Annotated in this window: 25 protein-coding genes and 2 pseudogenes; 12 read left to right on the top strand and 15 right to left on the bottom strand. The window is 69.8% G+C overall.

Translation table 11 applies throughout. The features are described from left to right. Positions 1-42: 42 nt before the first annotated feature. Both DMP23_RS41260 and DMP23_RS41255 read right to left on the bottom strand, forming a co-directional pair. Positions 43-1,627, bottom strand: a pseudogene (locus DMP23_RS41260) (alpha/beta hydrolase). Between the two features lie 120 nt (positions 1,628-1,747). Continuing rightward, positions 1,748-2,230: a hypothetical protein gene (locus DMP23_RS41255; protein WP_037816520.1), complete on the bottom strand. Its 483-nt coding sequence runs from the start codon at positions 2,228-2,230 to the stop codon at positions 1,748-1,750. 357 nt (positions 2,231-2,587) lie between these two features. Between DMP23_RS41255 and DMP23_RS41250 the strand changes: the two genes are divergently transcribed. After that, positions 2,588-3,514: a diacylglycerol/lipid kinase family protein gene (locus tag DMP23_RS41250; RefSeq protein ID WP_037816524.1), complete on the top strand. Its 927-nt coding sequence runs from the start codon at positions 2,588-2,590 to the stop codon at positions 3,512-3,514. A 271-nt stretch (positions 3,515-3,785) separates the two neighbouring features. Then, positions 3,786-4,040 (top strand): WhiB family transcriptional regulator, encoded by a 255-nt coding sequence (locus DMP23_RS41245; RefSeq protein WP_009082948.1) that lies wholly within the window; start codon positions 3,786-3,788, stop codon positions 4,038-4,040. A gap of 261 nt (positions 4,041-4,301) precedes the next feature. Here DMP23_RS41245 and DMP23_RS41240 read toward each other — a convergent pair whose 3' ends face one another. Beyond that, the gene (locus DMP23_RS41240) at positions 4,302-5,261 is read right to left on the bottom strand and encodes a GNAT family N-acetyltransferase (protein ID WP_337824192.1); all 960 of its coding nucleotides are present in this window, start codon (positions 5,259-5,261) and stop codon (positions 4,302-4,304) included. A gap of 44 nt (positions 5,262-5,305) precedes the next feature. Beyond that, the gene (locus DMP23_RS41235; RefSeq protein WP_009082952.1) at positions 5,306-6,826 is read right to left on the bottom strand and encodes a sensor histidine kinase; all 1,521 of its coding nucleotides are present in this window, start codon (positions 6,824-6,826) and stop codon (positions 5,306-5,308) included. 193 nt (positions 6,827-7,019) lie between these two features. On the opposite strand from DMP23_RS41235, the gene DMP23_RS48150 reads away from it, so the two are divergent. After that, positions 7,020-7,094 (top strand): 50S ribosomal protein bL37, encoded by a 75-nt coding sequence (locus DMP23_RS48150; protein WP_098515123.1) that lies wholly within the window; start codon positions 7,020-7,022, stop codon positions 7,092-7,094. Positions 7,095-7,156: 62 nt separating this feature from the next. Here the strand turns inward: DMP23_RS48150 and rsrA are convergent, their stop codons facing one another. Continuing rightward, positions 7,157-7,480 carry a mycothiol system anti-sigma-R factor gene (rsrA, locus tag DMP23_RS41230; protein WP_037816528.1) on the bottom strand — a complete coding sequence of 108 codons (324 nt, stop codon included), beginning with the start codon at positions 7,478-7,480 and terminating at the stop codon, positions 7,157-7,159. Continuing rightward, positions 7,477-8,103 (bottom strand): sigma-70 family RNA polymerase sigma factor, encoded by a 627-nt coding sequence (locus DMP23_RS41225; RefSeq protein ID WP_037816837.1) that lies wholly within the window; start codon positions 8,101-8,103, stop codon positions 7,477-7,479. Before DMP23_RS41225 ends, rsrA begins: the two co-directional genes overlap by 4 nt. 189 nt (positions 8,104-8,292) lie before the next feature. On the opposite strand from DMP23_RS41225, the gene ybaK reads away from it, so the two are divergent. After that, complete coding sequence (ybaK, locus tag DMP23_RS41220; protein ID WP_037816530.1) at positions 8,293-8,772, top strand: Cys-tRNA(Pro) deacylase; 480 nt, start codon at positions 8,293-8,295, stop codon at positions 8,770-8,772. On the opposite strand, the gene DMP23_RS41215 is transcribed toward ybaK, so the two are convergent. Then, a complete protein-coding gene (locus DMP23_RS41215) occupies positions 8,769-9,473 on the bottom strand; it encodes a class I SAM-dependent methyltransferase (protein ID WP_134728101.1) in 705 nt (234 codons plus the stop codon). The two genes, ybaK and DMP23_RS41215, sit on opposite strands and share 4 nt — an antisense overlap. Further along, positions 9,470-11,434 (bottom strand): sensor histidine kinase, encoded by a 1,965-nt coding sequence (locus DMP23_RS41210; protein ID WP_337824191.1) that lies wholly within the window; start codon positions 11,432-11,434, stop codon positions 9,470-9,472. The genes DMP23_RS41215 and DMP23_RS41210 overlap by 4 nt, the downstream gene beginning before the upstream one ends. Positions 11,435-11,578: 144 nt before the next feature. Between DMP23_RS41210 and DMP23_RS41205 the strand changes: the two genes are divergently transcribed. After that, complete coding sequence (locus DMP23_RS41205) at positions 11,579-12,754, top strand: alpha/beta hydrolase (RefSeq protein ID WP_337824190.1); 1,176 nt, start codon at positions 11,579-11,581, stop codon at positions 12,752-12,754. Positions 12,755-12,757: 3 nt separating this feature from the next. Here the strand turns inward: DMP23_RS41205 and DMP23_RS41200 are convergent, their stop codons facing one another. Together DMP23_RS41200 and DMP23_RS41195 are read right to left on the bottom strand one after the other, a co-directional pair. Further along, on the bottom strand, positions 12,758-13,435 hold the full coding sequence (locus DMP23_RS41200; protein WP_337824189.1) for a response regulator transcription factor: 678 nt from the start codon (positions 13,433-13,435) through the stop codon (positions 12,758-12,760). Positions 13,436-13,534: 99 nt separating this feature from the next. Then, positions 13,535-14,509, bottom strand: a complete 975-nt coding sequence (locus tag DMP23_RS41195) for an Lrp/AsnC family transcriptional regulator (RefSeq protein WP_134728097.1) — start codon at positions 14,507-14,509, stop codon at positions 13,535-13,537. Positions 14,510-14,669: 160 nt separating this feature from the next. On the opposite strand from DMP23_RS41195, the gene DMP23_RS41190 reads away from it, so the two are divergent. Both DMP23_RS41190 and DMP23_RS41185 read left to right on the top strand, forming a co-directional pair. Next, positions 14,670-15,566, top strand: a complete 897-nt coding sequence (locus DMP23_RS41190; protein WP_337824188.1) for an MBL fold metallo-hydrolase — start codon at positions 14,670-14,672, stop codon at positions 15,564-15,566. Further along, positions 15,563-16,957: a carboxylesterase/lipase family protein gene (locus DMP23_RS41185; protein ID WP_337824187.1), complete on the top strand. Its 1,395-nt coding sequence runs from the start codon at positions 15,563-15,565 to the stop codon at positions 16,955-16,957. The genes DMP23_RS41190 and DMP23_RS41185 overlap by 4 nt, the downstream gene beginning before the upstream one ends. A gap of 166 nt (positions 16,958-17,123) precedes the next feature. Here the strand turns inward: DMP23_RS41185 and DMP23_RS41180 are convergent. Continuing rightward, positions 17,124-17,381, bottom strand: a pseudogene (locus tag DMP23_RS41180) (alpha/beta family hydrolase); the annotation flags it as partial. A 705-nt stretch (positions 17,382-18,086) separates the two neighbouring features. On the opposite strand from DMP23_RS41180, the gene DMP23_RS41175 reads away from it, so the two are divergent. Together DMP23_RS41175 and DMP23_RS41170 are read left to right on the top strand one after the other, a co-directional pair. Next, on the top strand, positions 18,087-18,383 hold the full coding sequence (locus tag DMP23_RS41175; RefSeq protein WP_337824186.1) for an AfsR/SARP family transcriptional regulator: 297 nt from the start codon (positions 18,087-18,089) through the stop codon (positions 18,381-18,383). After that, positions 18,305-20,827 (top strand): AfsR/SARP family transcriptional regulator, encoded by a 2,523-nt coding sequence (locus tag DMP23_RS41170; RefSeq protein WP_337824185.1) that lies wholly within the window; start codon positions 18,305-18,307, stop codon positions 20,825-20,827. The genes DMP23_RS41175 and DMP23_RS41170 overlap by 79 nt, the downstream gene beginning before the upstream one ends. Here DMP23_RS41170 and DMP23_RS41165 read toward each other — a convergent pair whose 3' ends face one another. The 4 genes from DMP23_RS41165 to DMP23_RS41150 form a co-directional block, all read right to left on the bottom strand. After that, the gene (locus DMP23_RS41165) at positions 20,828-21,877 is read right to left on the bottom strand and encodes a hypothetical protein (protein ID WP_337824184.1); all 1,050 of its coding nucleotides are present in this window, start codon (positions 21,875-21,877) and stop codon (positions 20,828-20,830) included. A gap of 9 nt (positions 21,878-21,886) precedes the next feature. After that, entirely contained in the window at positions 21,887-22,219 is a 333-nt protein-coding gene (locus DMP23_RS41160) for a hypothetical protein (protein ID WP_037816550.1), read from the bottom strand. A 108-nt stretch (positions 22,220-22,327) separates the two neighbouring features. After that, entirely contained in the window at positions 22,328-22,936 is a 609-nt protein-coding gene (locus DMP23_RS41155) for an alpha/beta hydrolase family protein (RefSeq protein ID WP_337824183.1), read from the bottom strand. Further along, positions 22,933-23,688, bottom strand: coding sequence for an SOS response-associated peptidase (locus DMP23_RS41150; protein ID WP_337824182.1), 756 nt, complete (start codon positions 23,686-23,688; stop codon positions 22,933-22,935). The genes DMP23_RS41155 and DMP23_RS41150 overlap by 4 nt, the downstream gene beginning before the upstream one ends. Positions 23,689-23,800: 112 nt before the next feature. Between DMP23_RS41150 and rsgA the strand changes: the two genes are divergently transcribed. From rsgA to DMP23_RS41135, 3 genes are all read left to right on the top strand, one after another. Then, positions 23,801-24,820, top strand: coding sequence for a ribosome small subunit-dependent GTPase A (rsgA, locus tag DMP23_RS41145; protein WP_037816845.1), 1,020 nt, complete (start codon positions 23,801-23,803; stop codon positions 24,818-24,820). A 72-nt stretch (positions 24,821-24,892) separates the two neighbouring features. Next, positions 24,893-25,684, top strand: coding sequence for a hypothetical protein (locus tag DMP23_RS41140; protein ID WP_337824181.1), 792 nt, complete (start codon positions 24,893-24,895; stop codon positions 25,682-25,684). A 167-nt stretch (positions 25,685-25,851) separates the two neighbouring features. Continuing rightward, complete coding sequence (locus tag DMP23_RS41135) at positions 25,852-26,748, top strand: hypothetical protein (protein ID WP_337824180.1); 897 nt, start codon at positions 25,852-25,854, stop codon at positions 26,746-26,748. Positions 26,749-26,840 lie beyond the last annotated feature (92 nt).

The following is a 26,840-nucleotide window of genomic DNA, read 5'->3' as shown; positions in this document are numbered from 1 at the left end:
GCGCCTAGGCCGGTTAGAACCGGCCTAGGCGCGCACGAGCTTTTACGGCGTGGGCAACGGCAGCCCCGGCAGGCTCTGATCCCTCGGCACCACCCCGTCGACCAGGTAGTCGTCGACCACCTTGTCCACGGCCTTGTTTCCGCCAATCCCGTAGATCCCGTGGTCGCCTTCCCCGGTGACAGTCAGCATTCGCGAGTTCTGGAACGCGGCGTGCGCCTTCCGGGCACCTTCGATCGGCGTCGCCGGGTCGTGTTCGGACTGCACGATCACCACCGGCGGCACGCCTTTGCCGTTCAGCACCGGCATCGGCCGCGGCTGCCCGGGCCAGAAGGCACACACCTGGAGCCCCATCCACAACGAACTGTGCACGGTCACGCCCTGGTCGAGGTACTCCTGCGACCGGCGGATCAGCGACTGCCGATTGCCCTTCCACGGCCCGTCGTTGCACAGGGTCGTGATCAACGTCGACACCATCGCGTCGTCCGCACCGGCCTGAACCGCGACGCCCATCGGACTCGTGTTCTTCGCCTCCGACAACGTCTTCCCGAGCGCCGCGCGAGCGTCGTCCTTGACCTGCGCGGAAGACCGCGCGTCGGTCAGCGTTTTGACCCGGACCAGTACGGTCGCGATCGTCGGGAACTGGCTCTTGGCCTTGAGCGCGCCGACGATGAAGGAGTCCAGCGCGACCGCGCCGAGCTTCGTGCCGTTCACCTCGACCGGCTCGCGGGTCAGCGCGTACCGGACGCTCTCGTAGGTCTGCCGGGCCGCCTCTCCGGTCGTGCCGAAGTGGAACTTCGTGTCGTAGCGGGCCAGCCACGGCAGGAAATCCTGCCGCCAGCGGCGTTCGTAGCCGGCCGGCTGGAAGTCGAACGACTGCTGCCAGGAGCCGGTGAACTGGGTCGAGGAATCGAGCACGAACCGGCCGGTGTGCTGCAGGGAACTGCTGGGCGTAGTGCGCGCCGAGCCAGGTGCCCGCCGAGTACCCGATCCAGTTGATCCGGTCACGGCCGAGCAGGGCCCGCAGCAGGTCGAGGTCCCGGACGTTCTGGAAGGTGCTGATCAGCGACCCCAGCTCGCCCGAGGCCCGGTGGCAGGCGGTCGCGACGTACCGGACCGCGTCGACGATCTGGTTCAGATTGCGCGGATCGCGGTCGCGGGGATCGAGATCGGCTCCGGTGCCGGTCGCGCCGCCGCAGGTGACGTTGGTGCTGCGGCCGGTGCCGCGGGTGTCGATGCCGATGATCTCCTGGTGCTCGCGCAATTTGCCCTGTCCGCGCAGCATCGCCGGGAACCAGCGGCCGGCGCCGCCGGGACCGCCCGGGTTGGTGAGCACCGACGCCGTCGTGGCCCCGGTGGATTTGAGCCTGCTGATCGCGATGGTCAGGTACTGCCCGTCGGCCGGACGGTCCCAGTCCCGGGGCGTGCGATAGGCGGAGCATTCGAGGCCCGAGATGTCGGTGCCCGGTGGCAGGTCGGCCAGTTCGCCCGGCGCGCAGGCGTGCCAGTCCAGCGCCTGCCCGGCGTAGCGGGCCGGGATCGCGGCGGCGTCCGCGGCCGCGGGCAATGCCCCGGCAAGCAGCCCGCCCGCCACCGCGGTGCTGGTCACGACGAGACGCAGTCTCCTCATGGGTTCCCCTCTTCGGAATTCGGATGAATTCGGTTGCGCAGTCCCGATTCCATCGGCTGAGGGGTGCCGCTGCCAGTGCCGCCGCGTCACCTGTCCGCTATGACGTGACGTCACTGTCGTTCAGTCCTGTTCGTGCCGCTCCCGCTCGGCCCGCCGCCCCGCGAGACCGCCGCGTTCGGCCGCCTCTTCCTCGGTCTCGTCGTCGTGCATGCCGAGCGCCCACGCCCGCGACGGGCGGCGGAACAGCAGCACCAGCGCCGCCAGCCCGCACAGGCCGATCGGGACGCCCCACAGCGGCTGCCCGGACGGTCCGAGCAGGTACCAGCCGACCCCGATCAGCAGCAGCGCCACGACGACGCCGGGCGAACGCGCCCACGTCTGGCCCAGCAGCAGCCCGACCGAGGCGGCGAGGAAGACCACCGCCAGCACCGCGTACGTGCCGAACTCGGCCCACACGTTGTTGCCCGGGATCGGCGGGTTCTGCAGCCCGTGCACCAGCAGCACCACGCCGAAGACCAGCAGGCCGATCCCGGGCACTCCGGTCAGGACGCCCGCGAGGCGGACCTCGAACGGGGTGGGCGGCGGGTTCTCGGGATGCGACACGGGCGCGGCCCTTTCAGCTGCTGGGGCGGGACTTTTGCGGGGAGCTTCGCCGGGGCACAGCCACCCGACCAGCGCGGGTCACCGTGCGTGAGCACTACTGATCGTATGCCACCCGGTCGGCCGTTTTCCGGGGCGGCGGCCGCGGAGAAAATCGGGGTAGTCGTCGATGAGCGGGCGGTCGGCCCGGGTGCACTTGTCACGACGCGCGGAGTTTTCGCCGTCTGCAGAGGAGGACCGCCCGCCACAGGGTCGCCACAGGTCACCGAGCCGGGACGGCGCGCGCGAGCGGCTGAGCTTCGCGTCACCATGTGGCGCTGGAGGTACGTCCGCCGGGCGGAAAGCACTTACCCTGCGGTAGTGCGCGCCATCCTCGTCGTGAACCCCCAGGCCACCTCGACCACCGCGGGTGGCCGGGACGTGCTGGCGCACGCGCTGGCCAGCCAGGTGAAGCTCGACGTCGTCGAAACCGACTACCGCGGGCACGCGCTCGCGGTGGCCCGTTCGGCGGCCCGCGACGGTTTCGACCTGGTCGTGGCCCACGGCGGCGACGGCACGGTCAACGAGGTCGTCAACGGTCTCCTCGCCGATACCGCGGGCGCTCCCGGACGCTCCGGGTCCGTCCCGATGCTCGGCGTCGTGCCGGGCGGCTCCGCCAACGTGTTCGCCCGCGCGGTCGGCCTTCCCGCCGATCCGGTCGAGGCGACCCACCAGCTGCTCAACGCGCTGGAGACCGAACGGACCCGGCGGATCGGCCTCGGGCTGGCCGACGGGCACTGGTTCACCTTCAACGCGGGCCTCGGCTGGGACGCCGACGTCGTCGGCCGCGTCGCGAAACGGCGCGGCAAGCAAACCAGTGCGAGCCTCTATCTGCGGGCCGCGGTGCGCTCCTACTTCCGTCCTCCGCTCGGGCGGCCGGCGCTGACCGTCCGGATCCCGGGCGAGGAGCCGGCCGAGGCGGTGACCGCGTTCGTGTCGAACACCGATCCGTGGACTTACCTCGGGGAACGTCCGGTCCACCTCAACTCCGGCTGCTCGTTCGAGACCGGATTGGGCCTGTTCGCGTTGAACGGTCTGCGATTGCCCACCGTGTTCACGCATGTACGGCAAGCTCTGCTCACGGAGAGCGATCAGCACGGCCGCCGTCTGCTCCGTCGCGACGATGTGCCTCTGATCCGCATCGACGCAGCTGAACCGGTCAACTTCCAGGTCGACGGGGACCTCGTCGGACAACGCACCCGGGTCGAGTTTCAGAGCGTTCCGGATGCACTCACCGTAGTCGGGTAGCCGAGCGACCACTGATCGCCCGCGGCAAAGTGCGTTCTGCCGCTCGGCGACGCAAACCCTCCGTTCACCGCACCGGCCTTCCGGCGAGCGGAGCTTTTCAGAACGAAACCGCAGGTCAGAGGCATAGCTCGGCCGGGTGAGCTGACTCACCGATCTTGTCGAAACCCTTGTCGAACGCGGTGCTTCGTGAAAGCATTCACAAGCACCCAAAAACACGACCGCCACTACTGTGGCGCGGCCCTCCCGCGTCACTGTGAAGGAGCTCACGAACATGGACTGGCGCCACGACGCGGCCTGCCGAGACGAGGACCCCGAGCTGTTCTTCCCGGTGGGAACCAGCGGTCCGGCTCTGTTGCAGGTCTCCGAGGCGAAGGCCGTGTGCCACCGCTGCCCCGCGGCTTCCGACTGCCTGGCCTGGGCTCTGGCCAGCGGCCAGGACGCAGGCGTCTGGGGCGGAATGAGCGAAGACGAGCGACGCGCGCTCAAGCGCCGCCGTACGCACATCGGCACGCGTACCACCGCCTGAGTCTTTTCGACTCAGCTGCAGCACCCAGAATCGCAAGCACCACCTCGGACCGGACTTTCGCCCGGCGGGCATTCGCGTGCCCGTGCCGCACATGGCGACATATACCCGGTTCGAGCGTAACAACCGAGGTCGGCCACCCCGCATCCGGGTGCCGCCTCGCCAAGGACTATCCAAGTCCTCCCGCGGAACGTTGAACGGGCCGGTACCGCCGAGCTTCACTGGTACCGGCCCTTCAACGCGCCTGGGGTCCGATGTGGACACTCAAGCTTCGCGTGCCCAGCGCACGTAACGCATCTTCGGCGTGAACCCGGCGCGCTCGAAAACTCCGGGAGCCCCGGCCGCGCTCGCCGTGTCCACGGCGAGGCTGGCTTGGTCGTACCCGTGCTCCGCGGCGGCCCGCAACGCGTGTGCGATGGCCGCACTAGCCAGTCCTCGGTTCCGGTAGCCGGGAATGGTGCCGATCACCATGAAGTGCGCGTCGCGAATTCCGGTCGCTTCGGTGTCGGCAGCCCAGAACAGGGTCAGCACGAGACTCACCGGAGCGCCGGTTGCCTTGTCCCGCAGCAGAAAACTGATCTCGGGTTGGAGAGTGTGGTTGGTGAACTTGTTCTGCCACGCGTCCGCGTTCACCGGGGTCGCGCCCCAGTGGTCCGCAAAGGACTCGTTGCGGACGAGCCGGAACTCCTCGTCGAGGTCCCGGGCCCACTGTTCCGCTTGGAATCCGTCCGGGAGCGGCGCTTCGCCGACCGTCCCGAGTGGATGTTCCATGCGCTGGAAGCAGCGAGCGGGCGAAAAACCTTGCGCGGCAAAGAGTTCTTTCGTCCCGGCAATGTGCTCGGCCTTGTGGATGTCGATGGCCAGCTTCAGCGTCGGATGGTGCAGCTCGTGCACCGCCTTCGCCCCGGCGATCCCGGCTTCCACCAGCCTGGTGCCGATCCCCTGGCGGCGATAGTCCGGATGGACCCCGCCGTCGAGAAAGACCCGGTGGATTTCCTCGGGATGCTGCTTGTACCGGGTCTTCACGTAGCCGACCATCCGGTCGCCGTCGAACGCGGCGAGGCTCGCGCGTTCGAGATCGGAGAACGGGTCAATCAGCTCCTGGAGAGTGTCGTCGGCGGTGTAGTGCTCGCCGATCCGGTCGGCCGTTTCGATGGCGTTGAGCAGATCGGCCGAGGACTGGGCGTCCGCTTTCGTGAGCGGGCGCCACTCGAGGGCAGGCATGCGCCGGACAGTAATCCGGCGCCTGCGGGCTGTCGCCGGGTTTTCTAGAGCCGCCGCGACAACGGAATCCGCAGCGCCGCCTCGGTGCCCGGCACCCGGTTGCCCGCCTCGTCGGTGCGGACCTGGCGCAGCGAAAGCGACCCGCGCAGCTCCGATTCCACCAGCGTCCGCACGATCTGCAGCCCGAGCCCGTCGCTGCGCTCCAGCGAGAACCCGGACGGCAGGCCGCGGCCGTTGTCGCGGATCAGGATGTCCAGCCAGCGTGCCGACCGCTCCACGATCAGCTCGACCTTGCCCGGCCTGCCCTGCGGAAACGCGTGCTCGATCGCGTTCTGCACGAGTTCGGCGAGCACCATCACCAGCGGCGTCGCGATCTCGGCCACGACCACGCCGAACGAGCCCTTGCGGGTCATCCCGACCTTCGATTCCGCGGTGGCGACCTCGCCGACCATCGGGAGCACGTTGTCGAGCAGTTTGTCCAGGTCCACGCGTTCGTCGACGGAGATCGACAGCGCCTCGTGCACCATCGCGATCGACGACACCCGCCGCACCGATTCGCCCAGCGCCAGCCGGGCCTCCTCGCTCGTGGTGCGCCGCGACTGCAGCCGCAGCAGCGCGGCGACGGTCTGCAGGTTGTTCTTCACCCGGTGGTGGATCTCGCGGATCGTGGCGTCCTTCGACATCAGCGCGCGGTCGCGGCGCTTGACCTCGGTGACGTCGCGGACCAGCACCAACGCGCCCGCGGGCTGTCCGGCCGGGCGCAGCGGCAGCGCACGGAACAGCACGACCGCGCCGCGCTTCGAGTCGGCCTCGGTGCGGGTGGACGGCTTGCCGTCGAGGGCCTCGATGATCCGGTGCGACACCTCGGTGGCGTCGAACGGGTCGCGGATCAGCGACCGGGTGAGCGGGGCCAGCCGCTGCCCGACGAGGTCGGATTCGTGGCCCATCCGGTGGTAGGCGGACAGGCCGTTGGGGCTGGCGAACACGACCGTGCCGGCCTGGTCGAGCCGGACGAGACCGTCGCCGACGCGCGGGCTGGTGTGCGTGTCGGTCTGGTTGCCGCCGGCGGGCGGGAAGGTGCCGTCCACGATCATCTGGCACAGGTCGCCCGCGCTGCCGAGGTACGCGATCTCCAGCGGGCTCGGCACGCGCGGCGCGGCGAGGTTGGTCTCGCGGCTCAGCACGGCGATCACCTCGCCGCCGAAGCTCACCGGCACCGCCTCGCGGCGCATCGGCAGGTCGCGGTACCAGTGCGGGTCTTCCTCGCGGCAGATCTTGACCTCGCGCATGGCCTTGGCCAGCTGCGGGTGCTCGTCCACGGTGAACCGGGTGCCGACGACGTCCTCGGGATGCGCGGTGGGCGCGGTGGTCGGCCGGGCGTGCGCGACGCACACGAAATCGCCGCCGTCGGGCTGGTGCTCGGCGGAAACCGGGACCCAGAGCAGGAAGTCGGCGAACGAAAGGTCGGCCAGCAGCTGCCACTCCGCGACGACGGTCTGCAGGTGGTCGGCCGCTTCGCCGGGGAGGCCGGTGTTCTCGGCGAGCAGGTCGGAAAGGGTCGACACGGCTACCGGCCGCCCTCGAATGCGGTGTGTTCGTTCATGCCTGCGCACCTCCTGAGTTCATCCAACCAGAGCGTAGGCGCGGGTGCCGCCGAGGAGCTCAGCGGCCGCATGACACACTGGAACGGTTGACCCGTTCCCGGCCGGTGTGTCGAACCCCGCCCCGGGACATGCAGCGGACACCCGAGGAGAGAACATGTCGAAGCGCGCCCGCAAGCGTCGCGACCGCAAGAAGAACGGCGCCAACCACGGCAAGAAGCCCAACGCCTGAGTCCGCGCCCGGACGTGACACGGCCCCCGCACCGGATCGGTACGGGGGCCGTTGTCGTGTGGTCAGTCGCGGCTGGTGCGCTGCTCCACGGTGATCTCGGTGCGCTCCACGGTGACGCCGCCCTGCGTGGCGACGGTCTGCCGGATGGAGGCGCGCAACCTGCTCTTCAGCTCCGCCGGGGCGAGGTCGCCGCCGCATTTGCGGGCCAGCAGGTGCTTGATCTGCTCGTCGATGCCGTACTCCTCGAGGCACGGCGGGCAGTCCTCGATGTGCCTGCGCAGTTCCGCGTCCCGCTCCGGACTGCATTCGCGGTCCAGCAGCAGGTAGATCTCCGCGAGCGCGTCCTCGCAGGGCATCTTCTCCGCGGGCACGTCTTCCGAGCTCATCGTTTCGCCACCTCCTCGCGGTTCCCCCGGATGAAGCCGCGCTCGCGCGCGACGTCGGCCAGCAGGTCGCGCAGCTGGGCGCGGCCGCGGTGCAGCCTGGACATCACGGTGCCGATCGGAGTGTCCATGATCTCGGCGATCTCCTTGTACGCGAAGCCCTCGACGTCGGCGAGGTAGACCGCGAGCCGGAACTCCTCGGGCAGCTTCTGCAAAGCGGCCTTGACGTCGGTGTCCGGCAGGTTGTCCATCGCCTCGACCTCGGCCGAGCGAAGGCCGGCGGAGGTGTGGCTTTCCGCACGGGCGATCTGCCAGTCGCTGATCTCATCCGTCGGCTGCTGCACCGGCTGCCGCTGACGCTTGCGGTAGCCGTTGATGTAGGTGTTGGTGAGGATGCGGTACATCCACGCCTTGAGGTTCGTGCCCGCCTTGAAGGACGCGAACGCCGCGTACGCCTTCAGGTAGGTTTCCTGGACCAGGTCCTCGGCGTCGGACGGGTTGCGGGTCATCCGCATCGCGGCCGCGTATAGCTGGTCGAGCAGGGGCATCGCGTCGCGCTCGAAGCGCTCGGCGAGCTCCAGTTCGTCGGCCGCCGTCTCCGGCGCGGAGTTGGGGGTGCTCGGCAAACCGTTCCCTTCCCGTTCGGCGTCGATGCGCGTCTGCGCATACGGCAGCACCGAGTTTACGCGGGGATTCGGAAAGCCGGTCCCGGGACGGCTCCTTGCGGGGCGGGGGGTGGCGAGCGTGGTGGTCACGCTGTCTTCAACAGAGTGTGCCGACCAGGCATTCCCGAGCTGTTTCGTAGACTCGCCGCCATGGCGGGCAAGGGCACTCCGGCGACGGCGCTGCTGCAGAAGCAGAAGGTGGCGCACACCGTGCACACCTACGACCACGACCCCCGGGCCGAGTCGTTCGGGCTGGAGGCGGTGGAAGCGCTGGGCCTCGAGCCCGGCCGGGTGTTCAAAACGCTGGTCGCGGACGTGGACGGGAAACTGGTCGTCGGCGTGGTGCCGGTCACCGGCCAGCTGGACCTGAAGGCGCTCGCCGCGGCGGCCGGGGGCAAAAAGGCGAAAATGGCCGACCCGGCCGCGGCCCAGCGGGCCACCGGATACGTGCTCGGCGGGATCTCGCCGCTCGGCCACCGGAGCCGCCTGCCCGTGGTCCTGGACGGCTCGGCGCTGGACCACCCGACGATGTTCTGCTCCGGCGGCCGGCGCGGTCTCGAGGTGGAACTGGACCCGGCCGAACTGGTCCGGCTGACCGGCGCGGTCGTGGCCGGGATCGCGGCGGGCTAAGCGGCTTCGGGTACTTCGAGGACGAAGAACAGGAAGCAGAGGAAAGCTTCCTTACCCTGCATTTCCTCGGGGAACTTCTCCTTCGCCCCCTCGGCCGGGTACGGCTCGCTGACCACTGAGATGCGGAACCCGGCTTTGGCGAAGTCGTCGGTCATCGCGTGCAGCGGACGGTGCCAGTACTCGAGGACGCCCTTTTGCCCGTTGAAGGTGTACTCCTCGGACCATCGTTCGACGGCGAAGTAATTGCCCTCGGGATGGACGAATTTGTAGAGAACCGGGTGGTTGACGGCCAGGATCAGCCGTCCGCCGGGCCGGATGATCCGCCGCAGCTCGGCCAGCGGGGCGGTCCAGTCCTCCAGGTAATGCAGCACCAGGACCGCGATGACGTCGTCGAACTGCTGGTCGGCGTACGGCAGCGGCTGGCTGATGTCGGCCACCCGGAGGTCCGCGTCCGCGCCGAGTCTTTTCCGGGCGAGCTCGACCATGGTGACGCTGAAATCGAAACCGCTCACGTCCGCGCCGCGTTCCCGCAGCGAAGCTGCCAGCGGTCCGGCACCGCAGCCCGCGTCGAGGATCTTCCGGCCTGCCACGTCGCCAGCGAGATCGAGAATCGCGGGGCGGGTGTAGTAGGCGTTGATGAGACTGTGCTCGGTTTCGATCGCGTAGGCCTCGCCGAACGTGTCGTAGTCGTTGGCAGTCATGGACTCCACCCTGGCACTGATGCGCTTTCCCGGACCGGCAGCTGGGCACGCACCGCAGTGCCCGAGCCCGCCCCGCTGATGATCGTCAACCTGCCGCCGACAGTGTCCGCGCGATCGTGCAATCCGGCCGGGCGGGCATCCGGAGGGAAGCCGCGGCCGTTGTCGCGGATTTCCAGGAACAGCTCCCCTGCCTGAAGCGAAAGCCGGATGGTCGCCTGAGTGGCCTGGGCGTGTTTGAGCACGTTGGCCAACGCCTCGGAGACGATGAAATAGGCGGCTTCCTCGAGATCGACGGAGAACCGGGTGGCCCGCACGTCCGGATCGGTGTCGACCTCGACGGGGACCGGCATCCGGCGCGCACGGGATTCCACCGCGGCCGCCAAGCCCTGATCGGTCAGCTCTGCCGGGTGAATGCGGTGCGCCGCCTCGCGGACTTCCTCGACGACGCGGCAGAGCGCCTCCTGCGCCTCGCCGAGTGCCGGATCGACCTGGCCGGGATCCCGCCGGAGCTGGTTGCGGGCAAGCCGAAGCGAGGTCAGCAGGACGATCAGCTCCTGCTGGATGCCGTCGTGCAGCCGCCGCTGGATCCGCCGCCGCTCGTTGTCCTGGGCGTGCACGATGCGGGCTCGCGACGCCTCCAGCTCGCTGGCCTGGCGTTCGATCTGGTCCAGCCGGGCCGAGAGTTCCGCGGAAAGCCTGGCGTTGTGCACCGCCAGTGCGCTCTGCCGGGCGAGGGTCGCGACCAGTTCTTCGTCCGAGGCGGTGAACTCTCCCTCGGTTTTGGCACCGCATTCGAGCACGCCGAGGTCGGCGCCACCGTGTCGGAGGACCACCTCCAGCCGAACAGCCGCACCCGGTTCGCCCGCGATCGCGACGACCGGCTCCGGCGACCGCAGGCGCACCCGTGCCCAGCTCAGGTCCAGGACCTCGCGCAGCCCGCCGGCCAGCTGATCGGCGAGCGCGGGCAGGTCGAATGCCTGCTCCAGCGTCCCGCCGAAGTGCACCAGGAGTTCGTAGCTGCTGGGCCGGCGTCCGAACACCCGCCGGGCAGCGGCGCGGGAAAGCCGCGCCTGGATCGGCAGCACCGCCAGAGTCGCGGCGACCGTGACCAGCATCGCGGGCCAGAGCGAGAGGAAGCGGCTCGCGGCGAGGCTCAACCCGGCCACCACGCCGATGTACCACAACGCGATGAGCAGCCAGAGCAACCGGTACCGGGTCGAACGCCGGACCTCGACGCCGAGCATCCGGTAGCGAAAAGCCGCCGCCGTCAGCGCGACCGGAACGGCCGTCGTCGCCGCCAAGACGAGGATCGGCGTGAGCGGGCCCGGCCCCAGCCTGCTCGCCATGACCAGCGGCACCAGCACCGTCGTGCCGACGAGCACCGCCATTCCCAGCAGCCAGCGCAAGAGCCGCCGTTGTGCCCGCGGCAGCTGGAAATACCGCGCGGCCAGCAGAACCGGCCCCAGTACGAGCAGCCACAGGCCCAGCGGAATCGGGCTGACCGGAAGCGGCCCGCCCACGTAGGTGAGCACCAGCGCGAAAGGCACCACCAGCCACAGCGAGCGCAGCACTGCCTTCTCCCAGGCGAACCGATAACGCCCGTCCGGCAGCAACCCCACCAGCCGGACCACGGCCACGATGAGGACGGCCGCGATCCCTCCGATCAGCACTCGCCACATCCGGGGCAGCTGAACGAAATCGAACGCGTTCCCCGCCGCGGCGGCGAGGAACGCGACGGCCGTCAGCATCGCGAACAGCACGCCCGTCGCGAGTGCCTGCCACGCGACCGGATGCCGCGGCGCGAGCCGCCACGCGAAAACCCCGACCAGCCAGCTCGGCAGCGGCCCGGCGACCGCGACCGCCACCGTGAGCGGGCTGTCCAGCACCGTCAACGCCGCGACCACCGACCAGAGCACACAGACCGCGCCGATCAGCGCGGACCCGCGGAGCAACCACCGCATATTCCCTCCCCAGCGGCCACCATGGTCGCCGGACGCGCCGGTAGAGGCAAACCTCCATCGCGACGCCAGGACTGCCGGATGTTCCGGGACAGCGCGGCCCGCGAGAGTTCTGGGACCGGACCCGAAACCGTTGCGGGAGAAGAAATGTTTCGTGGATTGCTCGTGTTCCTCACCGCGTCGCTGCTCGCGGGAAGCACCGCCTGGGCTCAGCCCGCGCAATCGCTCGTCCTCGACCTGCCGTCGCCGACCGGCCCGCATCGGGTCGGAGTCGCCGAACTGCATCTGGTCGACCGCACCAGAGCGGACCCGTGGGACGCCGAACTGGGCTTTCGAGAGCTGATGACGACCGTGTTCTATCCCGCCGCCGACACCCTTGGCTACCGTCTCGCCCCGCAGATGACCGCGGCCGCGGCCGGGCTGTTCGCGGCGATAGACGTCCCTTATCTGCATCGGGAGCTGCCGCGAACGGGAGTGGATTGGGCCGCCACGATGACGCACGCGCACACCGGCGCACCCGCCGAACCGGTCCGGCGGCCGGTGGTGCTCTACAGCCCGGGCTTCGGCGACCCACGCACGCTCGGCACCAGCGTCGCCGAAGACCTGGCCAGCCACGGCTATGTGGTGGTGACTGTCGATCACCCGGGCGAGACAAGCGAAGTCGACCTGCCGAACCGGCCGCCGCGCACCATCCAGGAACTGCCCGCCGACCCGCGTACCAGCCCAGCGGTCTTCCGCACGATGATGACCACGCGCTTCGCCGACCTGCGCTTCGCCCTCGACGCACTCGAATCCCTTGCCGCGGGCCAGAATCCGGACGCGGAGAAACGCATCCTGCCGCGCGATCTCGGCCGCGCCCTGGATCTGCGACGCGTCGGGATGTACGGCCATGGCGCGGGCGGCGCGGCGGCCGCCGAGGTGCTGTACGAGGACCGGCGAGTCGACGCGGCCGCCGATTTGGACGGGTATCTCGACTACCTGCCGGACTCTCCTGGCCAGAACGGCGAACTGCTCCCGGTGGCCGCACACGGCGTGCACCGGCCGGTGTTGCTGCTGGGCACAGCCGGATTCCGGGACGCACGGATCACCCGGACCTGGTCCGCACTGCTCGCCCACCACGGCGGTCGCGCCCGCTGGTCGCAGATCGGCGACGCCGCGCACTGGGCACTCACCGACTTCGGCTCCGAAGCTCCCCAGATGGAAGCCGCGGGGCTGATGAGTTCGCCGGACCGGAACAAACTCATCGGAACCATCGCGAACGCGGCAGCTGTGGTGCGCGATCGCGTGCTGTCGTTCTTCGATCAGCACCTGCGCGCCTGCTGACGGTCAGGCGGACGTGCCGTGGCGAAGATAAGCCAGCACTGCCGCGACACGATGGTGCAAACCGGACTCCTCGGCCAGACCGAGCTTCGCGAACGTCGAGTTCACGTGCTTCTCGATCGTTGACTCCGCCAGACCCAACGACTCAGCGATCCCCCGGTTGTTCCGTCCCCCTGCCATGAGCCGCAGCACGTCGAGTTCGCGGGGAGTCAGCCGGGCCAGCGGCGAGGCGGTGCCGCGCGCCCGGCTGTGCACGAGGACTTCCACGACGCGCGGATCGACCACCGACCCGCCCGCGGCGACTTCGCCGAGGGCGCGGACGAGTTCGCCGACGTCGCCGATCCGTTCCTTGAGCAGGTAAGCCAGCCCGGACGTGCCGTGCTGGAACAGGGCGAACGCGTACTGCTCGCTGGCGTGCTGGGACAGCACCACCACTCCGATCCCGGGGTTCCCGGCCCGGATGGCATGCGCGGCGGTGATGCCTTCGAGGTGCTGGCCTGGCGGCATCCGGATGTCGGCGACCACCGCGTCCGGACGTTCGCGCTCCACGGCGGCGAGCAGTTCCTCGCCGGTGCCGACCGTGGCGAGGACCGTGACACGGCCGGAGTCCTCGAGGAGCTTCCGGGTGCCTTCCCAGACCAGGTAGTGGTCGTCGGCGAGCACGACGCGCAGTTGATCGGTCATGTCGCGTTCTCCGAATCTGCCCGGCAGTGGAATCAGCGGCAGTGCCGGACGACCCGCCGCCGCGGCACGCACCACCGCGTGCAAGTTAACCGCTGACCGTCACGCAGCCGGCGCTCGCCAATAGCGTTTCAGCACCTCCAGTTGCAGGGTGCACTCGACCGCGGTGACATCCTCGCTGCCGACGAAACCGCCGCTGACGAAATCGGCCAGCTCGTCTTCGCCGCGGAAGACGCCGTCGCATACGAAGGTGGACGACGCCGCGGTGAGCGCGAGGAACCGGGTCGCCGGGTGCGCGGCGATCGCGGTGCCGACCCGGGTCGTTACGGCCGGCGGGCACGAGATGCCGAGGACAGCCTCGACCCGGTAGCCGAGCTTGCCTGGTTCGATCTCGACGCGAGGCCGCAGCAGCCCGGAGCCGAACATCGCGGTCGCGACGCGGCGAGCCCGGGACTCGGAGATGTCGAGCACGCGAGCGACGTCCGAATACGGCGTCCGCGCGTCGTCGCGCAAGACCGCCGCGACTTCGCGTTCCAGCGCGCCGAGCTCGGTGCCGGATTCCTCCGCCGCCGCCCCGGCGTGCGTTGCGAGCGCCTCTTCTTGCTCGCTCGTCAGCCTGCGCAACCGCCACGCCGCGGAACTGGTGAGCCTGCGCAACACCGACTCCGCGCGCACCGAGCGGATGCCGGGCACGGCGGGGATCTCGTCGACCAGCGCACGGGCCGTGGCACCGCGGGTCATCCCATGGACGACGGCGTAAACCTCACCGCGACCCGAGGCGAGCGCGACATGCGTGGTGTCGTCGCGCCGCGCCAGCGCCTCCGCCACCTCGCGAGCCCGGCCGGGCTCGGCGCCGAGCCACACGTGCGCGGGCGGCCCCTCGGCGAGCAGCGACCAGTCGACCTCGCAGATGACGCGCAGCAGGCCGTCGTCCAGCATCCGGCCGTAACGCCGCCCGACCGTGCGCGCCGAGCTGTCCAGGACACGAGCCAGCACGTCAAAGGGCGCACGGGGCGCGTGCTGCAGCGCGGCGACCAGATCGAGATCGATGTCGTCCAGTACCCCGTCGTCGGCCACCGGGTGCCTCCTTCAGGTTCGGGCACGCGCAGCCTACCCAAGCCAGACTATGACTGGATCAGGCGAATATCACTACTGATTGCTGAAATACGGCATCTCATGGAATCCTTGTGCAGGAAAACGGCCTAACGAGCTTGTTTCAGACGGAGAAAGTGACCGCATGACCGACACGATCGCCTTGGGCTCGGTGACCGCGACGCGCGTCGTCGAGTACGAAGGAACCACCCGGCCGCCCGAAGCGATGTTCCCCGGCCTCGCGCGGGACACGTGGCGAGCGCACGAATCCGGGCTTCCGCCGGACTCCTGGGACCGCGAGTCCGGGCTGCTGCGCACCTGCGTGCAGACGTGGGTGCTGCGCAGCGGGGGTGCCACGATCCTGGTCGACACCGGGGCCGGCGACGGCAAGGACCGGCCCGGTACCCCGGCGTTTCACCAGCTGCGCACCGGATTCCTCGACCGGCTGGCCGCGGCGGGCGTCGCGCCCGAAGAGGTCGACTTCGTCGTGAACACGCATCTGCACGCCGACCACGTCGGCTGGAACACCCGCCTCGACAACGGCGAATGGCGGCCGACGTTCCCCAACGCGACCTACTTGCTGCCGCGCGCCGATCACGACTTCTGGGACCCGTCCGGGCCGCACCTGCCGAAACTGGCGCGGGCGAACGAAAACGTCTTCGCCGACAGCGTCGCCCCGGTGGTCCACAGTGGACAGGCGCGGTTGTGGGAGGACGGCTACGACATCGACGGCGCCCTCCGGCTCGAACCGGCACCCGGGCACACGCCTGGATCGTGCGTGCTGACCGTGCGCTCGGGCACCGACCGGGCGCTGTTCGTCGGTGACCTGCTGCACCACCCGCTGCAATTCGCCGAACCCGGCCTCAGCAGCTGCTTCTGCGAGGACCCGGCGCGCGCCGCGGCGACCCGGCACCGGTTGCTCGGCCAGGCCGCCGACGACCGTGCCCTGGTTTTCCCCGCGCACGTCGGTGCCGGACCAGCCGTGGAAATCGTCCGGGACGGTGCGAAGTTCGCGGTTAATCGATGGGGGTCCGACGCATGACCGTGGTTTCCGTTGCCTCCGGACGAGTCCGCGGCACCGTGCGGAACGGGGTGCACACGTTTCGCGCGATTCCTTACGCCGCACCGATGTCCGGTGCCGCGCGGTTCCAGGCACCCGCCCCCGCACCACGTTGGGACGGCGTACGCGACGCCACCCGGCCCGGCCCGACCACACCGGCCGCCCGGCGTGATTTCGGCGGGGTCGACCTGACGCCAGTACTGGGTTCCGGCTGGGTGCCCGGTGCCGACTACCTATCGGTCACGGTCAGCACGCCCGACCCGGCCAGCGCGGGTCTGCCGGTGCTGGTCTTCTTCCACGGCGGCGGGTTCACCGCGGGCACCGGGCAGACCGAGCTCTACGACGGCGACACCTTCGCCCGCGACGGCGTCGTCCTGGTCACGGTGCAGTACCGCCTCGGGGTCGCCGGATGGTTGCGGCTCCCGGACGCCCCGGCCAACCGCGGCCTGCTCGACGCGCTCGCGGCACTGCGCTGGGTCGCCGAGAACATCGCGGCGTTCGGCGGCGACCCGGGCAACGTCACGGTGGCCGGACAGTCCGCCGGGGCCATGCTGGTCTCCGCCCTGCTCGTCACCCCCGGGGCTGCGGGCTTGTTCCGCCGGGCGATCAGCCAGAGCGGTAGCGGCGAATGCGCTTTCCCGGTCGAGAAAGCCGACCTGATCACGCGCGCCACAGCCGACGCGCTTGGCGTAGCGCCCACCGCGGCCGCGCTGAGCGAGCTTCCCGACGAACGACTGGTCGCCGCACCCGCCGCGATGCCCGGGGCGGCGATCGCCGGATTCCGCGATACGTCACTGGGCAACAGCCCGTACAAACCAGTTCTGGACGAGGCGACTCTGCCGACCCAACCCGCGTCCGGGAACACGGCCCCGGTCAGCCTCCTGATCGGCACCAACGCCGACGAGGCGAACCTCTACACCGCGAACATCGACGACGCCGGACTGCAATCCGCGGCGGCCCGCCGATTCCCAGACCCCGCTGCGGCCATCGCCCGCGCCCGGGCACGGCACCCCGACGCGTCCCCCGGCGACCTAGCCGCGCGCCTGATGACCGAGGCGTACCAAGCGAGCAACCGGCTCCTTGCGGACGCGCACAGCAGGGCCGGAAACCCCACGCACGTCTACGAGTTCGCCTGGCCCCCGCCCAGCCCGGACCACCCGCTGGGTGCGTGCCATTGCGCCGAACTGCCGTTCGTGTTCGACCACGCCGCGCTGCCCGGCCTCTACGGACCGTCCGGGCTGCTCGGCACAGCACGACCGGATCCCGCACTGGCTGTGCGCACCCACGCGGCGTGGGTCGCCTACGTCACGAACGGCGCCCCGGGCTGGTCGCCCCACTGCCCGGACGCGCCCGCGATCATGCGCATCGCCTAAGATTGGCACCTCACAACCTGACGTCGCTGCCCACCCTACCCGGCACAAGCGCCCCGGAACCGGTCTCCGCACCAGTTGCCCACAGGCTGGCCGGGTTGTGGACAACTCCACAGAAAGAGCACTGACCAGCGGAAACGAGCTCTCAAACTATCCACAGCCAGCGTCGTCACAGATGCGGCCGGACAACCCGCCTCAGCCGCTCCTCCGGCAACCCGCGCCACCGCGTCCAAATCGCTCGCCAGCGTATGGTCCTCCGCCACCATGACGACCTCGTGATGCGGAGCCGCCGAAGGCCTCCCGAACGGGTCCCGCTCCCCTGGATCACCAGCGCGGGCACCTCGACCGCGTCCAGTTCGGCTTGCCGGAACTTCGGCTTCCCCGGCGGATGCTCCGGAAAAGCCAGGCACAGCACGGCGACCGCCTGCCTGACGGGCGGCTCGGTTTCCGCGCGCCGCACCAGTGCCGGCCAGTCGCGAAGCGAGGTGCTCGATCGCCTCTCGCACCTGTTCACGGAACCGGGCGAGCAGCTCCGCACCAGCTTCGACGAGGTGCGGGAAAGCGCGACCGCCCGGCTGTGCCGTCGATCATGGCCGCGCGACTTGATTCTTCGACGCCGAGCACGTCCTGGCCATCAGCTCGGCCGTGTTCGGAGCCACCCGAATCCAGGCGAAGCGACCTCCGCCATCGTCACCACGCACGCACGACCGGATGGACGCCGCCCACGCGCTGACCGTCGCGCCATCGAGCTGCCGCCGGCCGCCGGAGCGGACGGCTTCGCGCTCCGGCGGCCGTGGCCGCTGTCGCGAACCTCGGTATGTTCGGCGCACCCTGCCGGACGTTCGACGCCGACGACCGCGCTGATCTGCTTATCGTCTTCCAGTGCTCCCGCGACCGACATTACCGGCGACCTCGACGGTGAAGCGGTCTGGCGACACAGAACCCGCACAGTTGCCCACCGACCCGCCCAGCTGTGGACAACCCGAAAGATCTCGCTCTGAGCTGGGACAACGTCCGAATTGCAGCCATCCACGGCCAACGGTCTTGCCGGGTGTTCACGAAGGAAATCCGGATTGCCGCGAGTATCGCCAAGGGGCTGTTTTCGCTCTGTTCCCCGGCGATACTGCAGAGCATGGAACTGACGTTTCAGGTGCTGGGACCGGTGCGGGCGGTCGAGGACGGCATCACCCTGCCCACCGAGGGCGAGCGTCCGCTGGTAGTGCTTGCCGGGCTGCTGACTCATCCCGGGCAGGAAGTCGGCGTCGCACAGCTGACGCGCTGGCTCTGGGACGGCGACGGGCCGCGCAACGCCCGCGCGTCCGTCCATACTACGTCTCCCGCCTGCGCCGCATGCTCAGCACCGCAGATGTGCTGCGGACCGGGCTGGGCGGCTACCGCCTGGACGTTCCCGAGAACGCCGTCGACCTGACCCGGTTTCGTTCGGCTGCCGCTCGCGGCTGGGCAGCTGCCGAGCGCGGTGCGCACGCCGAGGCCGTCGCCGCGTTCGAAACCGCGCTCGCCGAATGGTCCGGCGAGCCACTGTCCAATGTGGAATCCGAAGTACTGCGCCGGGACGTGGTGCCCGCATTGCGCGAAGAAGCGCAAGCAGTGCGGGAAGCCCGCGCGGACGCAATGTTGGCACTGGGCCAGCACCGGCAGCTGATCCCGGTCCTGACTGAATCAGCCGCCGAACACCCCTTGCGCGAACGCGTGCACGAGCAGCTGATGATCGCCTTGTACCGCGCCGGACGCCAGGCGGACGCGCTGGCAGCGTTCGACCGCATCCGCGCTGTCCTCGACGAGGAACTGGGGCTGCGGCCCGGCCCCGGCCTGCGCGAGGTGCGCCAGGCGATCATCACCGCCGACCCGGCGCTCGACCACCGGCCGCATGCCACGCCGTCGCCGGTGCCTCGGCAGCTGCCCGCTGACGTCGCCGGGTTCACCGCGCGTACCAGCGAATTGGCCGAGCTGCACGGGGTGCCGTCCGGCGTGGTGCTGCTCGAAGGCACCGCGGGCGTCGGCAAGTCCGCGCTCGCGGTCCGCTTCGCCCACCAGGTCGCCGCCGGTTTCCCGGACGGCCAGCTCTTCCTGGAACTGGCCGGGTTCTCGCCGGGCGGGCCGGCGAGCCCGGACGCGCTGCTGGCCCGGTTGCTCTGGGCGATCGGAGTCTCCGGCGAGGAAGTCCCGGCAGGCCCTGCGGAACGTGCCGCCCTGTGGCGGTCCCGCACCGCCGACCGCCGGTATCTGCTCGTGCTCGACGACGCGTGGGACACCGCGCAGGTACAGCCGTTGCTGCCCGGTGCCGGCTGCCTGACGCTGGTCACCAGCCGACGCCGGCTCGGCGGCCTGATCACCCGGCACGGAGCGCGCCCGATCACCGTCCAGCGCTTCGCCCCGAGCGACGGCGGCGAGCTGCTCAGAACCTCGCTCGCGGACATCCAGCCCGAATCCGCGGCGTGGGTGCGCGCGCTCGAACTGTGCGCCGGGCTGCCGCTGGCCATCCGGATCCTCGGCGAGCGGGTCAACCGGCAGGCCGGCCGCTCCCTCGAAGCAGTCGTCGCGGAATTCGACGAAGACGCCGTCCTGCGCGGTTTCGATCTCGACGACGGCGACGACAGCAACCTCGCCGCTCTCTTCGCCTATTCCTACGCTGCGCTCCCTGCACCGGTCGCCCGGCTGTTCCGGCTGCTCGGGCTGCATCCGGTCGGCGGCGTATCGGCGCGCTCGGCCGCCGCGCTCGCCGCGGTGGACGTCCACGAAGCCCGCCGCCTCCTCCACCAGCTCACCGCCGCGCACCTCGCCGAGCAACGCCACCCAGACCGCTGGGATCTGCACGACCTCCTGCGCGACTACGCGGTCAGCCTGACCGCCGAGAAAGACGAAACCGCGACCGCCCGCCTGGTGGACTGGTACGCCGCGTCCGCGGTCAACGCCTTCGACGCGTCCCGGCCCTACACCGAAGCGGAAGGCGCGGACGGCCCGGCGGTCGAACGGTTTTCGAGCGCCGACGCGTCCGCCGACTGGGTGCTGTCCCAGCAAACCAACCTGATCTGGGCCGTCCAGCAGGCGTACGAAACGGGGCTGGACCGCCAGTCCTGGCAGATCGCCCGGACGATGGCGCACGTGTTCCTGATGTGCGGAGAGTGCACCCTGTTCGTCCGAACGCATCGAACCGGCCTCGCCGCAGCCCTGCGCTCGGACGATCGCGTCGGCGAAGCGTGGATGCGCAACGGCCTGGGGCTGGCTCTGCTCGGCATGGGCGAAGCGGACCGAGCCGTCGCGGAATACGAGCAGGCGCTTTCGGCCTGGCGCGCATTGTCCTCAGTGGACGGCGAGATGATGTGCTTGTTCAACCTCGCTTCGGCGTACACCGTGCTGGACCGCAACGAGGAAGCGCTCGATGCCGGCTACCGCGCTCTGGAGTTGGCGCCTCGCTCCGGCAATCCGATCAACGTCGCGGCCGCGAACGGAGTGCTCAGCGACATCCTGCTCATCCTGGACCGGCCGGCGGAAGCGCTGACGCACGCCGAACAAGCGCTGGCGATCTGCGAGGAAGTGGGGGCGGGCTGGGAAACCGGCGAAGCCCGGCACGGACACGGCCGTGCGCTGCTCGGGATGGGCCGGTGCCCCGAGGCCGAACACAGCCTCGGGGCAGCCCTGCGGATCGCCAGGGAACTCGGCTCGACCGCGCTGGAAGGCGGCGTGCTCTGCGACCTGACCCGCGCCTGCTACCTGCTGGGTCAGCACGATCGAGCCCGTGCCTTGCAACGGGAACTCGACGGACTGGTCGCCGCCAACCCGATCATCGCAGTCGACTACCGGCGCCATTTCCGGGAGCTGGCCGACGTGCGGGCCGGGTCGGCGGCGCGGTGATCAGCGCGCTTCCGGCTCCAATTCGCGGTGATTCGCGTCGAACTCGGCTTTCGTCAGCGGCGGAGCCGGCGGCGGGAGATATCGGGATTCCATGTCTCCGTACGACTGCGCGATCTGCGTGATCCCCTTCCGGACATCCTCGATGATCGCGTCGGCGTCGTGGAAGTACTGCCGGGCGGCGGCCTCGTAATCGGCCGAGGTCACGCTGTTGGTGCCCCCGCTGCTCAGCATCTTGTCCGCGACGTTCCCGGCCAACCCCAAAACCGGCTGGGCGACCGCGTTGACGATCTCCGCCGTCGCGGCCGCCGCCGGCAGCGCGGCCAGCCCGAAGCCGCCGCTCGCCACCGCGACGACCGCGGCCGCGACGATCCCCCACGGGAAGGCCTGGTCCTCGGAAACATCCTCTGCTTCCCGCTTCTGCATCGCCGAGACGAACCCGCGCATGAGGTTGACCAGCTTCTTCCGCGCTCCGACGAGCACGCTGCAGTACGCCAGCAGCGCATCGGCCGCCTCCGCGACGATCACCTGCTCGTGCTGCAGGAAATCGTAGATCGACCCGGCGTAGTCAAGGCACTTGTCCTTTGCCGCCCCCGACCAGTTGTCGAAGAGATGGTCCAGCGCGTCGTGCAGGCCCATCTGCCCGCCGCTCGCCTGCCGGGCCGGACTCTGCGGATCGTGCACGTCGCCCGGCTGGTTGGTCAGGTTCACGGTGAGGTTCACCAGCAGATCGCCGAGCAGCCGGTGCGGATCCTCGAATTTGTCCAGCTGGGGCTGTGACAGCACCCGGGCGTGGTAGAAGAAATGGTTGATCGTCGTGTCCGGCATCGGCAGGTTGGCCGGCCGGTTGTCCTGTATGATCTTGGAACGGTCTGGCCACTGCCGCGAATCGTCCAGGACGTGGTTGTTGATTCCGGATTCCGGATGCTGAACCGGCGCTCCCCGTGGCGCGGTGCACAGGTCCGCCCAGTTGGCGACGTCTGCCAGCAGCTTCCGGTCTGCCAGGAATTCCGGTGCCAGGCCGGCGAAGACGCTCGGATCGACGTTGGCCATCGCTCCCCCTCAGCCCTTGCCGATTCCGTGCAGCCGGTCGGTGTGCGCCTGCTCGGTGCTCGAATAGACGCGGTACGCCTCCCACAATGCGTCGTCCAGTCCGCGCAGCGAATCCCGCAGCTGGTCCTGGGACTGCGAGATCAGCTTGTGCACGCCGGTCGCCCGCACCGCGAAGGCCACGTTGAGACCAGCCTGGTCGGCACCGAGCAGGCCGGCCATGTCGAGGTCGCGGAGCGGGCGCACCGCGTCGGCGCCGGCGGCGAAATGCTCGACCGCCGGGTCCAGATGATCAGTCAGCGATTGTTTGAACCCTTCGAGGTCCACCGAATACCCGTCCGGCACGACCTGCCCCCTTCGTCCGTCGGCCGCCCCCGCGTGCGGCCATACGGACAGCGAAAACCACACCGCTTTCGGAACGCTGACAGATCGCTGTCTGAAGGAGCGCCGCCGTCACGAATGCGGCCGGACGATCCTTACCAGCCACTCCGCCGCCGCGCGGGCGAGCGCGTCCAGGTCGCTCGACAGGGCGTGGTCTCCCGCCACTACGACGATCTCGTGGTGCGGCGCGGGTTCCGGACGACCGAACGGATCGCGCTCCCCCTGTATCACCAGCGCAGGCACCTCGACCGCGTCCAGTTCCGCTTGCCGCGACTTCTCCGGCTTCCCCGGCGGATGCTCCGGGAACGCCAAGCACAGCACCGCGACCGCCTGCCCGGCCGAAGCCGTCCGGCAGGCCACTCGCGCACCCGACGAGCGGCCGCCGAAGATCAGCGGCAAATCGTCGAAACGGGCGGACACCTCGTCCGCCACCGTGAGCCACGCCGTGTCCAGTTGCTTCGCCGGAGCGGGCGCACGCCGCCCTGCCACGCGGTACGGCTGTTCCACCAGCGCCACGTGCACTCCGACCTTGATGGCCGCGCGAGCTACCGCGACGAGGTCCTTCGCCCCGATGCCGCCGCCCGCGCCGTGGCCGAGCAGGAGCACCGCGTCGCCGTCGGGCGCGCAATGCAGTTCGGCTCGCGCGATCCCGTGCTCGGTGTCGATCTCGAGCGTGGTCATGACAGGTCGAACAGCGAGTCGACGGATTGTTCGGTTTCCGTGCGCCGCAAGAGTTCCGGGCCGTTGTTGCGGACGTTGTTCACCAGGCTCGACACCGGCCGCAACTCCAGCGATTCGACGACCGAGGCCGACGTCGGCACCATCAGTTCGTCCACTTCGGACCGGTCCGGGTCGAGCCAGCCCGCCCAGTTCTCGTGCGGCACGATCAGCGGCATCCGGTGGTGGACGTCGGTGAGCTGGCCCGCGGCGTCGGTCGTCAGGATCGAGAAGGTGATCAGCGGTTCGGCGTCCGCGTCGTCCTTCGGCCGCCAGCTTTCCCAGATTCCGCCGAAGGCGAGCGATTTCCCGGAGGGATCCGTCATGTAGAACGGCTCCTTCTCCTTGCCCGTGCGCCGCCACTCGAACCAGCCGTCGGCGGGAACCAGGCAGCGCCGCGACGCCAGCGCGCGCTTGAACGCGGGCTTCTCCTTCGCGGTTTCCGCACGCGTGTTGATCATCCGCGAACCCGCCGAAGGATCCTTGGCCCAGAACGGAACCAGGCCCCACCGCATGATCCGCAGCGAGCGCTCCGCCGGTTCGTCCTCGAGAACGAGCCCCTCGGCGTCGCGGGGGTGCCGCTGCACCACGGTCACGACGTTCTTGGTCGGCGCGACGTTGTGGTCCACTCGCGCCCGGCCCTCGGTCAGGTCGACCGCGGCGAACTCCTCGACCAGCTTCGCCGGGTCTTTCGTCGCGGCGTAACGGCCGCACATGCCAACCTCCTCGGGGTGCCTCGAACGCCATCGTCGCACGCAAACCGGGCCCGGCGCGACCGGCATGGGATCATTCGACCAGGCAAAGGGCGACCGGGAGGACGTGGGCGGCTTGGGGCGAGGCGACTGGAGGCGGCTGGACGAATCCGACGTGCGGGTGCGTCCCGGCAAGGGCACCAGGCCACGCAGCAAGCGCAGGCCCGAGCACGCCGACGCGGTCACCGCGATGGTGATCGGCAAGGACCGCGGCCGCTGGACGTGCGCGGTCGACGCCGATCCGGATCGCGTCGTGATGGCCATGCGAGCCCGCGAAATGGGCCGCGTCTCGGTGGTCGTCGGGGACATGGTCGCGCTGGTCGGCGACGTGTCCGGACGGCCGGACACGCTGGCCCGGATCGTCCGCGTCGACGAGCGCACCAGCGTGCTGCGCCGCACCGCCGACGACACCGATCCGTACGAACGGGTGGTCGTCGCCAACGCCGCGCAGCTGCTGATCGTCACCTCGCTGGCCGATCCCCTTCCCCGGCCCGGATTCATCGACCGCTGCCTCGTCGCGTGCTACGCGGGCGGCCTGGAACCCGTGCTGTGCCTGACGAAAGCCGACCTCGCCAGCCCGGATTCGCTGCTCGCCGGCTACGCGGGCCTCGACGTCCCGGCCATCGTCACCCGGCACGACGAGGAGCCCGAGGGCCTGCGCGAACGCCTCGCCGGCCGGATCACCGCCCTCGTCGGACACTCCGGAGTCGGCAAGTCGACATTGGTCAACCGCCTGGTGCCCGCCGCCGAACTGGCGACCGGCGACGTCAGCTCGGTCGGCAAGGGACGGCACACCTCGGTCGCCGCGGTGGCGCTGCCGCTGGCGGGCGGCGGCTGGGTGGTCGACACCCCCGGGGTCCGGTCGTTCGGGCTCGCGCACGTGACCGCGGACGACATCGTCAACGCCTTCGAGGAGTTCGCCGCGGCCGCCGAGGAATGCCCGCCGAACTGCGGCCACCTCGGCCCGCCCGAGGACCCGGACTGCGCGCTGGACGACGTGGTCGCCGACGGAAACGCCGGAGCGGAACGGCTGGCGTCGCTGCGCAGGCTCCTGGTGTCGCGTTCGGGCGGCGGGGACATCCGCACCGAATCGTGACCTGAACGGCGTAACCCCTGGCGTCGGCCGCCGATACGGAGTGCGACAGCTTCCAAGTCCAGGGGGAAATCCATGCGGCTCCGCGTTGGCGCCGCGGCCGTTTGCGCCGCGCTCGCGCTGGCTGGGTGCGGCGCGCCCGCGCCATCGACGGCGGGCCCGTTCACCGATCTCGGGTCGCTCGCCGCGGCTGTCCGCCAGAGCCTCGGGAAGACCGGCACGGTGCGGCTGACCATGTCCGAAGAGAGCGGCAAAGGAACGGCCGACGTCGAGGTCGGCCTTCTCTACAACGGCCCGCACACCGCGGTCGACCTGCGCATGACCAACGGGGCCGAACTGCGCATGGCCAGCGAGACGGTCTTCGTCAAACCGCCCACCGCACAAGCCGACTCCGGCAGCCGGTGGATCCGGGTCTTCCCGCTCGCCGCCGACCTGTACTCCAGGGCGTTCTGGAAGCTCGCGGAGCAAACCGCCGAGCAGACCGACCCGCTGCGCACCGTCGACCAGCTCGTCCGAGGCGGCGAACTGACCGGGTCCGAACCGGTCGAACTCGACGGCCGCAAGCTCACGCACTACCGCGTGCGGCTCGATTTCGAGCGTGTCGCGGACCATCTGATCGGCTTCGTCTCCGACGAATCGCAGTACCGGATCCGGACGCGTTTGTCCGGGAAGGGGGTGCGGATCCCGCTCGACCTGTGGCTCGACGACTACCAGCGACCGGTCAAGGTCGTCCTGGACGAACGGCCCATGGCCCGGTTCGACCCCGATCTGACCGGCTCGGTGCTGACCGTCCAGTACCGCCGCTGGGGCACTCCGGTCGAGGTCGCGGCCCCGGCCGCGGATCTGGTGGACAACCTGGGCGGATAAGATAAACGGGAAGAAACCTCTCCGGCGGAGGGAACCTTTTCCCGCCGGACGGCGTCTCAGAAGCAACCTCGCGGAGTCGCCCCGCGCGCCGGACCGCAAGGACGCGGCCGCGAAGGCAGCCGGCGGCAACGCAGGTGAAAGACCGATTCCTTCCTAGGGGGAGAACCATGCGCAAGACCACGACGTTCGCTGTCGCCGCCGGTGCGGCGCTGGCGCTGGTGCTGACGGGCTGCGGCTCGAGCGCCGAGAACGGCACCGCGTCCCCGGCCGGGCAGTCCAAGGACGGCGGGTCCGGCCTGGCGTCGCCGTTCAGCGACGCGCTGAAGCTGGCCGACGCGGCCAAGCAGGGCACGGAGAAGGCCAAGTCGGCGAAGATGACGATGGAAATGATGGGCCAGAAGGCCGAAGGCTCGATGCGCTTCGACGGCGAGAACTCGGCCATGGCCATGACGATGGACAGCCCGCAGGGCCCCACCGAAATGCGCTACGTCGACAAGACCCTCTACATGAAGGTCCCGGCCTCGCAGTCCAAGCAGTTCGGCAGCGACAAGCCGTGGCTGAAGATCTCGCCGGACGCCACCGACCCGATGTCGCAGTCGTTCAGCAAGATGATGTCGCAGTCGACCCAGCAGAGCGACCCGACCCAGATCCTCGACCAGGTCTCGAAGACGGGCCGGATCGTCTCGGCCGACCAGGTCGACCTCAACGGCGAGAAGGTCAACCACTACAAGGTGGAGCTGGACGTCAGCAAGTCCATGGAGACCTACGCCAAGGGCATGCCCGAAGAAGTGAAGACCCAGATGAAGAAGATGCTCGAGGGCAAGAGCATCCAGATCCCGGCCGAAATCTGGATCGACAAGGACCAGCTTCCGGTGCAGATCACCATGGACCAGACGGAAATGATGAAGCAGCTCGGCGCCTCGACCGGCTCGCCGGCCGCGGCCGCGGCCGGCGGCAAGATCGACGTCAAGTACAGCGACTGGGGCAAGCCGGTCGACGTGACCGCGCCGCCCGCCGACCAGGTCACCGACTTCGGCGAGCTCATGAAGAAGATGGGGCGCTGACCCCCGCCGCTCTTCGCGGGCCCCGAGCCACTCCGGCTCGGGGCCCGTTTTTTGTGCGCTACTGCCGGTAGCACGCGTTCCCCCGAACGGGG

The organism is Amycolatopsis sp. A1MSW2902 (assembly GCF_017312175.1).
Taxonomy (GTDB): Bacteria; Actinomycetota; Actinomycetes; order Mycobacteriales; family Pseudonocardiaceae; genus Amycolatopsis; species Amycolatopsis nivea.
Note: the sequence above shows the minus strand (reverse complement) of the source record. Positions and strands in the feature narration are given on the sequence as shown.